The sequence below is a fragment of the Bacillus cereus group sp. N14 genome (assembly GCF_016483555.1).
In the GTDB taxonomy this organism is placed as follows: domain Bacteria; phylum Bacillota; class Bacilli; order Bacillales; family Bacillaceae_G; genus Bacillus_A; species Bacillus_A wiedmannii.
This window is the reverse complement of record NZ_JAEHBQ010000004.1, coordinates 35,683-49,207: the sequence shown is the minus strand read 5'-3', so window position 1 is coordinate 49,207 and position 13,525 is coordinate 35,683. Positions and strand designations below refer to the sequence as shown.

Below are 13,525 nucleotides of genomic sequence, written 5' to 3'. Positions count from 1 at the left end.
CCCTACCTTCGTTTTAGTTTAAGTCTTAAAACGACTAAACAAAACGTGAAGTAGGATTCTTCATTTAGCAATCCTGCTCTTCTTTGTTTTGTTTAGCTAGTAACAATTAAGTCCTAAACAAAACGCTATGTGTAAGAAGAGTCTTTTTTTTGCCAAATTATCCTTCGGGCAATCATAATTTCCCCACTCTCGTATTTTTTTCGCTAGACTAAAGTATCTAAGCTGAAAAATACGCTACGTGTATGATTCGTCAATACGATGCCACATGCTCCTTCGAGCGATCATGATATCAAAATCCCTTCCTTCAAGATTTATATTATTATATCATACTTTCAAAAAATGTATGCGGATGGAAACCGACAATAAACGGAGGGAATCTACAAAAATTGTTATGTTTAAATATTTTTGTAGAAAAGCCTAAGTTATTTTGCAGAATTGGACAGTTTTTAACGGTTTGTCCAATTAGTAAGAAAGAGATGGTGTTTATTCAGTTGTATCTTTCTGGTCACCTTTATCTTTAAAAAACGCATCCCAGCTAATCACACTTAAAAAAGTTAAAGCAATAATAACGAAAGCGCGCATAAATTTTAGACCTCCTTTTGTACATAGTATATGAATCGTTCACTTTGGAATGTGTCATTTTTTTACAAGTCTTAACTATTATGAGAGTATATTAATATAGATAGATGAGAGGGAGAGTGAAGATATGCTAAAAGATATGTTCAAAAGAAAAGAATTAATATGTGTTTCATGTCAGAAAAAGATTCAATATGAAGAAGAGCTAGTTGCTTTTGTAAAGTTGCCGAAAGAAAGAAGTATATTAGTTGGTCCGTTTGATGTGTGTTTGGCAAAAACAGCACAAGAAATATATTGTAAATCGTGTTACGACAAAAAAGCATGACCCAAAGTAATTGAGGGGCATGCTTTTTTCATTGGTGTGCTTTCCCCTCAGATACATTTTGAGTGAGTCGATACCAAAGCCAAAGGTCATTAATGATGGAAGCGAGATCGGCAATTTCTGAATTAAGTTTGCAAGAAATTTCGAAGTTTTCTTCGTTATTTAAATGATGCTGTTTTGCATTAATAGAGTGCTCGAGTTCTTTTATACGATCAGGAATCTTTCCGCGAACTTGTTCCCATTTTAATAAAATAGCATGCTGTATTTTTTCGGGGATATTTTCCCAATCTTCTTGTAAATACGGAATTTCAATTCCTAGATGATCGTCGTATAAGAAATACTTTTCCATAGGTTCACCCCCGTTTTCCTGCTTATATTGTACATGAAAACAGAAAGAAGCTCGACGAAATTGTTTGAAAAAATTTGAAAATGACTCTTGATACATTTTGTGAAAGGTGTTAAAGTGTGTATTATTATAAAAGAAAATGAATATTTATTCTTTAGGGGGATGCAAAATGGAGAAGAAAAAAGTGGTATTAGCATATTCCGGAGGTCTTGATACTTCCGTTGCAATTAAATGGTTACAAGAGAAGAATTATGATATTATCGCGCTTTGTTTAGACTTAGGGGAAGGTAAAGACTTAGCATTCGTAAAAGAAAAGGCACTTTCAGTAGGTGCAATTAAATCATATATGATCGATGTTCAAGAAGAATTTGCAAATGAATATGCATTGATGGCTATGCAAGCACACACGTTATACGAAGGGAAATACCCTCTCGTTTCTGCATTATCTCGTCCACTTATCGCTAAGAAATTAGTAGAAATTGCAGAACAAGAAGGGGCGACTGCAATTGCACACGGATGTACAGGGAAAGGGAATGATCAAGTTCGTTTTGAAGTTTCTATTCAAGCGTTAAATCCTTACTTAGAAGTGATTGCGCCTGTACGTGAATGGAAATGGTCACGTGAAGAAGAAATTGCATATGCAAAAGAAAACGATGTTCCAATTCCTATTAATTTAGATAGCCCATTTTCAATCGATCAAAATTTATGGGGACGCAGCAACGAATGTGGAATTTTAGAGGATCCATGGGCAGCGCCGCCAGAAGATGCATATGAGATGACATTGGCATTAGAAGATACACCGAATAAGCCAGAGTTTGTAGAAATCGGCTTTGAAGCAGGCGTACCGACTACTTTAAATGGCACTGCATATTCACTTTCAGAATTAATTAAAACGTTAAATGCCCTTGCTGGAAAACATGGCGTTGGACGTATCGATCACGTAGAAAATCGTCTTGTTGGTATTAAATCGCGTGAAGTATACGAATGTCCAGCGGCAATGACGTTAATCACAGCACATAAAGAGCTGGAAGATCTAACGCACGTAAAAGAAGTGGCACATTTTAAACCGGTGATTGAGCAGAAAATAACAGAACTTATTTATAACGGTTTATGGTTCTCTCCTTTAAAACAAGCGCTTCATGCTTTCTTACAAGAAACGCAAAAGAATGTAACAGGTACAGTGCGTGTGAAATTATTTAAAGGCCATGCGATTGTAGAAGGACGTAAATCTGAGTACTCTTTATATGACGAAAAATTAGCAACATATACTGCTCAGGACGAATTTAATCATGATGCAGCAGTTGGATTCATTTCATTATTCGGTTTACCGACGAAAGTATACAGCCAAGTGAATCAAAAGAAGGTGGAAGCGTGAGCAAACTTTGGGGCGGACGTTTTACAGAAGAAGCGGAAGCGTGGGTTGAAGAGTTTGGAGCATCCATCTCCTTCGATCAACAATTAGTAAATCAAGATATAAAGGGAAGTATTGCACACGTAACGATGCTAGCAAAGCAAGGTATCGTTACGAAAGAAGAAGCAGAGAAAATAAAGGTAGGGCTTCAGTATTTATTAAAAGAAGCAAAAGAGAGTAAGCTTCAATTCTCAGTAGAAGCAGAAGATATTCATTTAAACATTGAAAAAATGTTAATTGAACAAATCGGTGAAGTAGGAGGGAAACTTCATACAGGACGAAGCCGTAACGATCAAGTAGCGACTGATATGCATTTATATTTGAAAGAAAAAGTAGAACATATTATAAAAGCTACAAAACAATTGCAAACGGTTCTTGTTCATCAAGCAGAAAATAATATTGAAACCATTATGCCTGGTTATACGCATTTGCAGCGTGCGCAGCCAATTTCATTTGCTCATCATATTCTCGCTTACTTTTGGATGTTAGAGCGTGATGTGAATCGTTATGAAGATTCATTAAAGCGCATTAACATTTCACCATTAGGAGCAGGAGCATTAGCTGGGACAACATTCCCGATTGATCGAGAATATAGTGCGGAGCTTCTTGGATTTAATGGAATCTATGAAAATAGTTTAGATGCAGTAAGCGATCGTGATTTCATACTGGAGTTCCTAAGTAACTCATCTATGCTCATGATGCACTTATCACGCTTTTGCGAAGAACTTATTTTATGGAGTAGCCAAGAGTTTCAATTTATTGAAATGAGCGATCAATACGCAACGGGAAGCAGCATTATGCCGCAAAAGAAAAATCCGGATATGGCGGAATTAATTCGTGGTAAAACAGGCAGAGTGTACGGTAATTTATTTAGTTTACTTACAGTAATGAAAGGATTACCGCTCGCTTACAATAAAGACTTACAAGAAGATAAAGAAGGAATGTTTGATACAGTAAAAACAGTAGAAGGATGCCTTCATATTATGGCAGGCATGCTAGAAACGATGACTGTCAACAAAGAAAAGATGGGGCAAGCTGTAACGCAAGATTTCTCAAACGCAACAGAAATTGCCGACTATTTAGCAAGCAAGGGACTGCCATTCCGTCAAGCTCATGAAATTGTCGGGAAACTAGTTCTTCATTGTACGCAAAAAGGAATTTATTTATTAGATGTACCACTTGAAACATACAAAGAAATGAGCTCATTATTTGAAGAAGATTTATATGAAGTTCTTTCATCATATGCAGCTGTAAAGCGTCGTAATAGTGCTGGCGGGACAGGGTTTGAGCAAATTGAAAAAGCTTTGGAGAAGGCGAAAGCGTTAGTTGGAGAGTTTGTAGGAATTAAATGATGTATGAGAGAGAAGGTAAGGTGCTTTTTTAGAAAGCACCTTACTTTTTTTGTGTTTAGATTTTTAGGGGGGGATCTATCATTTCATAATCATTTTTCATAATCATAAAATGATGTTTCTCATGTATCGCTAATAGTTGGATAGATTGAATCAGGTTAGGATAGTGAGCGATTGGATCTAAAAATACGATATGTCCGGCGATATTTTCTTCTATATTTTGAACAAGTTTTTTTATTTCATCTGTTTCACGGGAAAGTAATTCTTCTAATTCAGTTACATTCATAGAGTGATAGATTTTTTTTGAGGGGATTAAAATCCAAGGTGCTTTCATTCCTTTACCATGCTTTTCTTTATATTCGGCATAAATGTCGTGTATTTCAGTTTCAAATGGGGTATTTTTTCTTAGCTTTGCATAAGGGATAAGAGTGAGAGAGAATTTAATCGCTACTTTGAGCATCCTTGTAATTAAATATAAGTGATAAAAGTGTTCACCAGTAGACCATTTTTTGTCCTCTTTCCTATACCATAGTTGTTCTTGTGATAATGAATGGAGATGAGGAAGGAACTCGTTCCTTTGTACATGTAATGTGTGAAAATGTTTTGAGATATTTTCAGATTTCATAGTAGAGCATCCTCCATACTTGTTTTTTCCTAATTATAACATTTTTCGTGAGGAGGTAAGTAAGCCTAGAGCATTTTGCTCTAGGCTTAAAGTTTCATCGATTAATCATACTTATGTCGATCTTCCGTAATTCGAATATACTCAATATCCATCAAATCTCTAAGTAATGCACCATTACTTAGTTCCACGCCATGCTTATCTTTAAAATGAGTACGAATCGTATCTAGCATTTCAATTTCTTTCCCATTCACATCTAAAATAATGCGTTCGGAATCATCCATGCAGCATCCTCCTTTTTTAAACACATATATTTTGTCCATCTATTTCTAAAAAATGTATGTTAACCTAAAGTTAGAAAATAAGAAAGGAATGGAAAATGAGGCGTATTTATTTTATAGGGTTAATTTTGTACACGCTAATTGTATTACACGTTGCATTCCCAAATATCTTTTCATTTAAGGATGTAGAAACAGTACACGTTGGGATATTTATCTTTATTCTATTTGTAGTAGATTGCTGTATTTCAATATGGCTTTCGAAAAGAAAACATGTACAAGATAAAAAAGAAATCGAACGGAAAAAGAGAAAACGTTCATTTTGGATGATGACGTACTGTTTGTCTTTAGTACTTACTGCTGTTTTCTTTAGTGAGCATATTCCATTAGAAAGATTAAATATTGGATTTGGAGCGTTCGTATTTGCATACTATTTTTTCGTGCACTTTCTTCCTTATATGAAAGAAAAGCGAGGAGAAGAGGAAGATCCGTTTGTAGAAGAAGCGAGAGAACAAGAGCATAAGAGAATAGAAGAGGATATAAAGAAACTCGGAGAACAAAAATGGTATTTAAAATCTAAAGTCATATATGTTCTGTGCTTCATTACGCCGCCAATCGGTTATTTGTATGTGTTCTTGCTTCGTAAAAAAATGACAGAAGATGCAAAGCAAACGTATTTAACGATTGCGACGATTATGATGGCACTGTGGTCTATGAAGTTCTTACCATCTTATGTGTTGGCAATCGTCATTGTTGTGGTGGTTTGTCTTGTATTTATAGTGAAGTATGTGAAATAAGTTGTAGTTATATAGGCTACAACTATATAATTATAATTGTAATAATATTATATAATGATTTATAGAGAAAAAGGGGATGCGGTATGGGTTTAATAAAATCAATAACTGGAGCAGTGGCCAAAGTTACAGCTGAAGTAGTGGGTGGTACGATAGAAGCGGTAGGAGAAGTTACGAATAGTAATTTCATAAAAGATGTTGGAAAAGGCGTTAATAAAGCTACTGTGAAAACTGGGGAAATTGTTGGGAATCTTGCTGATGGTACATATGATGCTATAGGTGGGCTTATTACAGACGATAAACAGCAAGCGAAGCGAGGGTACGAAGAAATACTTGGAACGGTTCAAGATACGGCAACGACAATTGGAAAAGGTATTGTACATGTTTCAGAAAAGGGAGTTGAAACGGTGCAAGCGATACGAGAGGGAGATACTGATAAAGCGATAGAGGCAGGAAAAGAATTAGCAAAGGTTGCGGCTGTAGGTGTTTTCTCGGTTGGAGTTATAGATATAGTTGATGGTGTAGATGGAATTGCTGAGGGAGTAGGAAGTGATAGCATAGCACAAGCAGTACATCCAGATGCAACTGACGTAGAATATACGACGGAGGAAAATCCAAATGCTCATCATGTAACACCCCATGAAAGAGTTTTACCTGACGGGAGAACAATATGGGTAGATGGTGATGGTGATACGAGTGTAGATACACAAGGTGGCTGGGAACAACATAATCCGGATTACAGAATTCCTAAAGTATAAATGAAAATAGGGTAGATAAGAGAAAGCCTCTTATCTACCCTATTTATTTTTATGAATTAAAGCTCACCTTGCTCCTCATCACCACGAACAACAAGGACATCGCATTTCGCATAGCGAATAATATGTTCAGAGACGCTACCAATTAGGAAACGCTCAACAGCATTTAAACCAGTTGCACCACACATAATTAAATCTACTTTATGGTTTGGAGCGATTTCTTTTGAAATTTTAGATTTAGGATTACCAAATTCTAATACAGTTTCAATTTTTTCAAGGCCAGCTTCAAGCGCAGTTTTTTTGTAGTCTTCTAATAAGTCTTCTGCAAATAGATTTGCACGTTCAGCAATTGCGCGGCTATAAGCTTCTACTGCTGAGTATGCTTTTACATCAACGATATGAGCAATTGTTAATGTTGCATTGTTGCGTTTTGCGACTTGAATTGCTTTTTTAAAAGCTCTTTCTGCTTCTTTAGAACCATCCACCGCGATTAAAATATTTGTATATGTATTATTCATAGTAAATTCCTCCCAATCATTTTTATTACCGTTTACAACTTTATTATAAAACAAATTTTGGTAATGTGCTTGTCGGAAACGTTACAGAATTTTGAAAACTTTGCTTTAATTCATTTTAGTTGTAATTGGGGCGAGAACTTGTTACATATGAAGTATAGCAATTTAAAAGGAGGCATGTTTGTGAGACACGCGCTCATTACAGCCGGTACGAAAGGTTTAGGAAAGCAAGTAACAGAAAAGTTATTGGCTAAAGGGTATTCAGTAACAGTAACATATCATAGCGATATAACTGCTATGGAAACGATGAAAGAAACATATAAAAATATGGAAGAGCGTCTACAATTCGTGCAAGCGGATGTCACGAAAAAGGAAGATTTACATAAAATAGTAGAAGAAGCGATAAGTCGTTTTGGCAAAATTGATTTTTTAATTAATAATGCTGGTCCATATGTGTTTGAACGAAAAAAGTTAGTCGATTATGAAGAAGACGAATGGAATGAAATGATTCAGGGTAATTTAACAGCGGTGTTTCATTTGTTGAAACTTGTCGTTCCGATTATGAGAAAACAGAACTTTGGCCGTATTATTAATTACGGATTCCAAGGGGCAGATAGCGCACCAGGATGGATTTATCGTTCAGCTTTTGCAGCAGCGAAAGTAGGACTTGTTTCATTGACTAAAACAGTTGCTTATGAAGAAGCAGAATATGGTATTACTGCGAACATGGTATGTCCTGGTGATATTATTGGTGAAATGAAAGAAGCGACAATTCAAGAAGCACGTCAGTTGAAAGAACGTAACACACCAATTGGTAGATCTGGAACAGGTGAAGATATCGCAAGAACGATTTCGTTTTTATGTGAGGAAGATTCCGATATGATTACCGGTACAATTATTGAAGTAACTGGTGCAGTAGATGTTATTCATAGACATCGATAGAGCGAAATAAATTGAAGTTTCGTATAATTGGACAGTTTATCCTGTATGCTGAGAGGTGTGGATAATACTGTCCTTTCATGTAAGATTAAATCCATCGGAAAACTTGTATTATTTTTTGTCAAATATTGAGATATTATGTTAAAATATAAGAGCGTAGAAAGCGCTTTAAAAAATGATTCAGGGGTCATTTCATAACTCAAGGGGGAACTAATAATGCGTATCGGTATTCCAACAGAAATTAAAAACAATGAAAACCGCGTGGCAATGACGCCAGCGGGAGCAGTACACTTAGTACAAAATGGTCATGAAGTTTTTGTTCAAAAAGGAGCAGGTTTAGGATCTGGCTTTACAGATGAAGAATACGTACAAGCTGGTGCAAAACTTGTTGAAACTGCTGAAGAAGCATGGAATCAAGATATGGTTATGAAGGTAAAAGAGCCAGTTGCAAGTGAGTACGGTTATTTCCGCGAAGGTTTAATTTTATTCACATACTTACACTTAGCTCCAGAACCAGAATTAACGAAAGCATTAATTGATAACAAAGTTGTATCAATTGCATACGAAACAGTACAGTTAGACAATCGTTCTTTACCATTACTTGCACCTATGAGTGAAGTAGCTGGTCGTATGTCTGCACAAATCGGTGCACAATTCCTTGAGAAAAACAAAGGCGGTAAAGGTATTTTACTTGCAGGCGTTCCAGGGGTAAAACGCGGCAAAGTAACAATTATCGGCGGTGGTCAAGCTGGTACAAACGCAGCGAAGATTGCAGTAGGTTTAGGTGCAGATGTAACAATCATCGATTTAAGTGCAGAACGTCTTCGTCAACTAGATGACATTTTCGGAAACCAAGTAAAAACTTTAATGTCTAATCCATACAACATTGCAGAAGCTGTAAAAGAGTCTGATCTTGTAATCGGTGCAGTATTAATCCCAGGTGCAAAAGCGCCAAAACTGGTAACAGAAGAAATGATTCAATCAATGGAACGAGGTTCTGTCGTTGTAGATATCGCGATTGACCAAGGTGGTATTTTCGAAACAACTGACCGTATTACAACTCACGACAACCCAACTTACGAAAAACATGGCGTTGTTCATTATGCAGTTGCTAATATGCCAGGAGCAGTTCCACGTACATCAACTCTTGCATTAACAAACGTAACAGTACCATATGCAGTACAAATTGCGAACAAAGGCTACAAAGATGCTTGCTTAGGCAACACTGCATTATTAAAAGGTATTAACACATTAGATGGCTATGTAACATTCGAAGCAGTTGCAGAAGCACACGGTTTACAATATGCTGATGCGAAAGAGCTTCTTGAAAAAGCTCCTGCTTTATCATAATAAAGATATATGTAAGACCCTCCTTCTGTAAGGAGGGTCTTTTTATTTTGATTAATTGTCTAGTTTCTTTACAATTTTCAATCCGAACATCATTGTAAAGAAAAGAATGCCGAACAAGTAATATAAGGCATACTCAACTCGTATCATCGAGTTTTTGTCAGTGAGATATAAAATAAATAGTATCGTAGAGCCAACTAAATGAGAGAGACCGAAAATTTGTGCCATAAGTTTTAAACTCATTTTCTCGATTCTTTCATCCATCTCAGGTAATGGATATTTCTCGGAAACGCTCTTTTTTTTCTTAAAGAATATTCGTTTCACTACGAATAGTATTAAGGATAAGAGTATGTATACGCCAGCGAATAGAAGGACAGAACTAATCTTTTCTTCGTCAGTACTATTGAAATAAAGAAAAGATGATCCTAACACTAAAAAAGTAAGATGTGAAATGAACTTTTGAGTAAAAGCATTTTTCATTCTTTTTCCTCCCCAGTTTTATCTAATTGAAATAAATCTTCTACTTTACAGTTGAAAAACTCACATAATTTCAATGCTAATTCTAAACTTGGGTTGTATTTATTCTTCTCGATAGCGATGAGGGATTGTCTGGTGATTTGAACAGAGGAAGCTAATTGCTCTTGAGTGATGTCTCTAACGACGCGGAATTGTTTCACCTTATTTTTAATCAAATATACAAGGTCTCCTTTTTGTAAATTTGTTACATTCATTATATCCATTTTTAGGAAATAAGTAAATAAAACTTTACAAAAAGTAAATAAAACTTTACGTGAAATATAGCTTGTTATGATGTTGTTTTTTGTGATAATTTGGAATTGAATGAAAAAAACGAAAGTCGATAGAGGGGATTCAATGGGGAGTAAAAATAGGAAGAAAAAGCAAGCTAAAAGACAAAAGTATATAAAGAAAAAACAGGAACAGAACATACCTCTTTCAAAAAAAGTAGTTATTATGATAGAAAAAACATTTCGGTATATTTGTATGTTCTTGTATGTGATTTTTTGCGTGTTTTTATGTGGGATGGTTAACAATTTGGGGATAACCCCTAATGTTATTGAAGGTATTTTTGGCGTTATACTTGTTATGGTAGAAGGATTCTTATTCTTTATATTATTTGATAAAGTGTGGCCTAGTCATGAAAGTAAAAAAGATAGAAAAAGAAGAAAAAAATCTTCATACGCTTCAAGCTCATCAAGTGGATTCGGTGACTACAGTAGCAATGATTGTAGCAGCTCAAGTGATAGTGGAGGAGATTGCGGAGGTGGTGGAGACTAAATTAGTTTTTCAGAAGAACGACTAATGAAAGGGTGGGACGAAAGATGGAAACTGTGAATTTAATAGAATTATCGAAGGACATTCAAGATCAACATAAAAATTTTGTCGTTTCAAATGTAAATAGTCATTGCTTACGAATCGCTGTATTTACTGGTGAATATGATTGGCACTATCATTCTAATTCGGATGAATTATTTATTGTGCTAGAGGGAGAACTACTGATCGATTTTGAAGATGGAGAAACGGCGGTTTTAAAGCCAAATGATTCTATCTTAATTCCAGCATGCACGATTCATAGAACGAGAGCATTCAAGAGAACGGTAAATCTTTGTTTTGAAAATATAGAGGCTGATACGATTAAAGTGGAGCAATTATGAACAAATTATCTGTAGCCGAGTATAGAAAAATCCTTCCGACTTTAGAAGGTCATACAAGGACAACAACCTTTGCTCATGCGGTATGTGATCAAATGATAGATGGTGAAGTTTTTGCAAACGAGAAGTTAACAGCAGGACTAATTCGTACAGCTAACGGTATCTATTATTTATTTGGTGATACGGATGATCAAAATTATAACGAATATTTATTTGCGCATTTAAAAATGGCTATTGAAAAAACAGAGAAGAGATTTACGTTGTTCACTTCGAGTGACGAGTGGGAAATGATGTTAGAAGAGCGTTTTAGTAATACACTTCGGAACATCCCGCGAATGAAATTTCAACGAGAAATTTTTGAAGAGAGAAAACGAGATTCAAACAAAAATACATATGAAGTGAAGCGTATTAATAAAAGTGATATAGAACGAAGCAATGAATTTACAGAGGAGTATTATAAAGAATATTGGGGATCAAAAGAGCTATTTTTGAACGGTGGTTTCGGATTTTGTATAGAACAAGATGGGATAATTGTAGCTGAATGTGTTTCGATATTTAATGGGAATGGATTTGCTGAAATTGATATTGCGACGCATAAAGCATATCAAGGGAAAGGATTAGCCCAAGCTGTTGCAACACGGTTCATTGAACATTGCATGCAAAATGATATTACACCGTGCTGGGATTGTTATGTAGACAATATTCCTTCGCGGAAATTAGCTAGTAAATTACGTTTTTATAATCCAATAGAATATAGATTGTTTGTACGTAAGAAAACGGGGGAATAAAAATGAATGTGGAGTTAACGAGATTTAAAGTGAAACAAGGTAAAAGTCATCGTGTAGATGAATGGATGCAGCTTCTTAATGACAATATGAAAGAAGTGCTTTTGACACTAAACGACGAGAAGATGTACGTTGAGACAATTTTCCGGGAAATAAGAGATGGAGAAGAGTACTTATATTGGTATTCTGTGCAAGGAGAAGGCGGGGCTCTTGTCGAAAATTCTCATCATGAAATTGATAAAAAGCATGTAGCGTTTTGGTATGAATGTATTGATGAAGAAGCACCGTCTGTTGATATGAAAACAGAAGTCGTTATGATTCAAGATGTTGTGAAGGAAGCGATGAAATAATAGAATAGTATGTTGGAGAGAAGCACATTAAGGTAGGTGTGCTTTTTATGTTGAAAAAAATTTAAAAGAAAAGCTGTATTAAGATATCTTTAAGTGAAAATAAAGGGGTATTTCAAGAGTATTTTAGGATAAACTATAATGAAATAAAAAACACGAAACAAAAAGACCTACCAATATACGGTGTAGTCGTAACAGGAAAAACAGAGGATTTACAAAGTTTACAAGGAGCACCATATATTAAGGCTGCTGTTAGAGGTGTAACAGTTGAGAAATATTGATTACAAGCTATTAATGTGAATAATCAGAAAATTTATGTTATAATATGGGAAAAGGAGGTTTATATGAGGCAAATACATGGAGCAATTTATATTTACATAACAATGTTTTTCGTGGCGATATCCTATGGATTAGGGCACGTGTATTCGCATCCTATACTAACTTTTTTAAGCGGAGCATGTATGGCGTTTGCGATTCTTGTCCACCTTTTCTCAGTTTGGATCGTGAAATTTCAATTAAATATTAGTGAAATAGAAGAAGGCACTTTCTAAGTGGCCTTCTTTTTTTAATAATATTTTGGAAGTTCTCGTAGCAATTTTTCAATTTTGCATTCGGTTTCTTCACATATAGACAGTGTGCGTAGTCGGAAAAACAAACTACGTAAGAAAGATTTTATATTTCCGTATAGGTACTCGTACGATTCAATATGTAATGTTTGTTTTTTGACGGGTAATTGAGCTACTAAATCATGAAGGGCTAATATGAGTTTTTCTTCCTTTAGACCATTTTGTAGCATTGCGACAATCGGATAAACGAGACGCTCGTCTTCTTCATATTTGTAGTAAATAGAATGGACACAAACTTTGTTTAATAAAGTTTGTAATATTTCTTCGTAATATAAAGTTTCCAGTTTAGGACTACGAACAAGCGCTTCAAATGTATCAGAAGCATGAGCGATACTGTGTGCCCAGCCGTGGTCTTTAACATATCCACGGAAATCATGTTCATTGTTCATATATAGAATCAATTGATCTTTTACAGTTAAAATCTCATTCTGTGATAAGAAATTATATTTTGTATCAGCATCAATAATGAGCGCAAGTAATAATGTCGTAAATGCGCGGGTAAATACAGCATCTTCGTCATCCGAATGAATTTTATACAATAAATATTTTTCACTCATGCTTTCTAATAATAGTTTCTGTAATTGTGTGTGTGAAATGTAGTCCTTTTTGATGAGATGATAAAAAGTAGAGTAGATGAGCTTGTCTCTTAAATAGCTATCGGTAACACCGATATGCTCAAGCATATTGGAACTTAAAGAATCAATGTTAAGTGTTTTATTCGGTATGTAATTATTATTACGAATTTCTTCTAACTGTTGTTGTAACATATAAACCTCCTGTTTTAGAAAATTCTGTATTTTTATAATATAATAAGAGGAAGAAATAGACAATAAATAAGTGCTT

General features: G+C 35.1%; 19 protein-coding genes and 1 pseudogene. 13 read left to right on the top strand and 7 right to left on the bottom strand.

From position 1 onward, the window contains the following. Window positions 1–706: 706 nt before the first annotated feature. Entirely contained in the window at window positions 707–901 is a 195-nt protein-coding gene (locus tag JDS82_RS08105; RefSeq protein WP_000910278.1) for a hypothetical protein, read from the top strand. A 28-nt stretch (window positions 902–929) separates the two neighbouring features. Here JDS82_RS08105 and JDS82_RS08100 read toward each other — a convergent pair whose 3' ends face one another. Then, the gene (locus tag JDS82_RS08100) at window positions 930–1,247 is read right to left on the bottom strand and encodes a hypothetical protein (RefSeq protein WP_000417209.1); all 318 of its coding nucleotides are present in this window, start codon (window positions 1,245–1,247) and stop codon (window positions 930–932) included. A 166-nt stretch (window positions 1,248–1,413) separates the two neighbouring features. Here JDS82_RS08100 and JDS82_RS08095 point away from each other — a divergent pair, with 166 nt between their 5' ends. Further along, window positions 1,414–2,619 (top strand): argininosuccinate synthase, encoded by a 1,206-nt coding sequence (locus JDS82_RS08095; RefSeq protein WP_199713051.1) that lies wholly within the window; start codon window positions 1,414–1,416, stop codon window positions 2,617–2,619. Continuing rightward, the gene (gene argH, locus JDS82_RS08090; RefSeq protein WP_000041249.1) at window positions 2,616–4,007 is read left to right on the top strand and encodes an argininosuccinate lyase; all 1,392 of its coding nucleotides are present in this window, start codon (window positions 2,616–2,618) and stop codon (window positions 4,005–4,007) included. Before JDS82_RS08095 ends, argH begins: the two co-directional genes overlap by 4 nt. A gap of 55 nt (window positions 4,008–4,062) precedes the next feature. On the opposite strand, the gene JDS82_RS08085 is transcribed toward argH, so the two are convergent. Together JDS82_RS08085 and JDS82_RS08080 are read right to left on the bottom strand one after the other, a co-directional pair. After that, a complete protein-coding gene (locus JDS82_RS08085) occupies window positions 4,063–4,629 on the bottom strand; it encodes a DinB family protein (protein ID WP_199713050.1) in 567 nt (188 codons plus the stop codon). A 101-nt stretch (window positions 4,630–4,730) separates the two neighbouring features. Then, entirely contained in the window at window positions 4,731–4,910 is a 180-nt protein-coding gene (locus tag JDS82_RS08080) for a hypothetical protein (RefSeq protein WP_000342757.1), read from the bottom strand. A 95-nt stretch (window positions 4,911–5,005) separates the two neighbouring features. Between JDS82_RS08080 and JDS82_RS08075 the strand changes: the two genes are divergently transcribed. Next, complete coding sequence (locus JDS82_RS08075) at window positions 5,006–5,701, top strand: hypothetical protein (protein ID WP_001252908.1); 696 nt, start codon at window positions 5,006–5,008, stop codon at window positions 5,699–5,701. Between the two features lie 83 nt (window positions 5,702–5,784). After that, window positions 5,785–6,456, top strand: a complete 672-nt coding sequence (locus JDS82_RS08070) for a hypothetical protein (RefSeq protein WP_199713049.1) — start codon at window positions 5,785–5,787, stop codon at window positions 6,454–6,456. Between the two features lie 56 nt (window positions 6,457–6,512). Here the strand turns inward: JDS82_RS08070 and JDS82_RS08065 are convergent, their stop codons facing one another. Beyond that, complete coding sequence (locus JDS82_RS08065; RefSeq protein ID WP_001066681.1) at window positions 6,513–6,971, bottom strand: universal stress protein; 459 nt, start codon at window positions 6,969–6,971, stop codon at window positions 6,513–6,515. Between the two features lie 147 nt (window positions 6,972–7,118). Between JDS82_RS08065 and JDS82_RS08060 the strand changes: the two genes are divergently transcribed. Continuing rightward, complete coding sequence (locus JDS82_RS08060; RefSeq protein WP_033657720.1) at window positions 7,119–7,910, top strand: SDR family oxidoreductase; 792 nt, start codon at window positions 7,119–7,121, stop codon at window positions 7,908–7,910. A 213-nt stretch (window positions 7,911–8,123) separates the two neighbouring features. After that, window positions 8,124–9,257, top strand: a complete 1,134-nt coding sequence (gene ald / locus JDS82_RS08055; protein ID WP_199713048.1) for an alanine dehydrogenase — start codon at window positions 8,124–8,126, stop codon at window positions 9,255–9,257. 51 nt (window positions 9,258–9,308) lie between these two features. Here ald and JDS82_RS08050 read toward each other — a convergent pair whose 3' ends face one another. Continuing rightward, window positions 9,309–9,734, bottom strand: a complete 426-nt coding sequence (locus JDS82_RS08050; RefSeq protein WP_061673023.1) for a hypothetical protein — start codon at window positions 9,732–9,734, stop codon at window positions 9,309–9,311. Continuing rightward, window positions 9,731–9,994 carry a helix-turn-helix transcriptional regulator gene (locus tag JDS82_RS08045; RefSeq protein WP_061673022.1) on the bottom strand — a complete coding sequence of 88 codons (264 nt, stop codon included), beginning with the start codon at window positions 9,992–9,994 and terminating at the stop codon, window positions 9,731–9,733. The genes JDS82_RS08050 and JDS82_RS08045 overlap by 4 nt, the downstream gene beginning before the upstream one ends. Before the next feature lie 133 nt (window positions 9,995–10,127). On the opposite strand from JDS82_RS08045, the gene JDS82_RS08040 reads away from it, so the two are divergent. The 6 genes and pseudogenes from JDS82_RS08040 (at window position 10,128) to JDS82_RS08015 (ending at window position 12,607) form a co-directional block, all read left to right on the top strand. Then, entirely contained in the window at window positions 10,128–10,550 is a 423-nt protein-coding gene (locus tag JDS82_RS08040) for a hypothetical protein (RefSeq protein WP_000534973.1), read from the top strand. A 44-nt stretch (window positions 10,551–10,594) separates the two neighbouring features. Then, the gene (locus tag JDS82_RS08035; protein ID WP_000450923.1) at window positions 10,595–10,927 is read left to right on the top strand and encodes a cupin domain-containing protein; all 333 of its coding nucleotides are present in this window, start codon (window positions 10,595–10,597) and stop codon (window positions 10,925–10,927) included. Next, the gene (locus JDS82_RS08030; RefSeq protein WP_199713047.1) at window positions 10,924–11,712 is read left to right on the top strand and encodes a GNAT family N-acetyltransferase; all 789 of its coding nucleotides are present in this window, start codon (window positions 10,924–10,926) and stop codon (window positions 11,710–11,712) included. The genes JDS82_RS08035 and JDS82_RS08030 overlap by 4 nt, the downstream gene beginning before the upstream one ends. A 2-nt stretch (window positions 11,713–11,714) precedes the next feature. After that, complete coding sequence (locus tag JDS82_RS08025; RefSeq protein ID WP_001100229.1) at window positions 11,715–12,059, top strand: DUF6176 family protein; 345 nt, start codon at window positions 11,715–11,717, stop codon at window positions 12,057–12,059. A gap of 86 nt (window positions 12,060–12,145) precedes the next feature. Next, window positions 12,146–12,337 (top strand): annotated as a pseudogene (locus JDS82_RS08020) (anti sigma factor C-terminal domain-containing protein); the annotation flags it as partial. A gap of 63 nt (window positions 12,338–12,400) precedes the next feature. Next, window positions 12,401–12,607 (top strand): hypothetical protein, encoded by a 207-nt coding sequence (locus JDS82_RS08015; protein ID WP_001248904.1) that lies wholly within the window; start codon window positions 12,401–12,403, stop codon window positions 12,605–12,607. 14 nt (window positions 12,608–12,621) lie between these two features. On the opposite strand, the gene JDS82_RS08010 is transcribed toward JDS82_RS08015, so the two are convergent. Beyond that, the gene (locus JDS82_RS08010; RefSeq protein ID WP_000941482.1) at window positions 12,622–13,449 is read right to left on the bottom strand and encodes a DUF2785 domain-containing protein; all 828 of its coding nucleotides are present in this window, start codon (window positions 13,447–13,449) and stop codon (window positions 12,622–12,624) included. Window positions 13,450–13,525 lie beyond the last annotated feature (76 nt).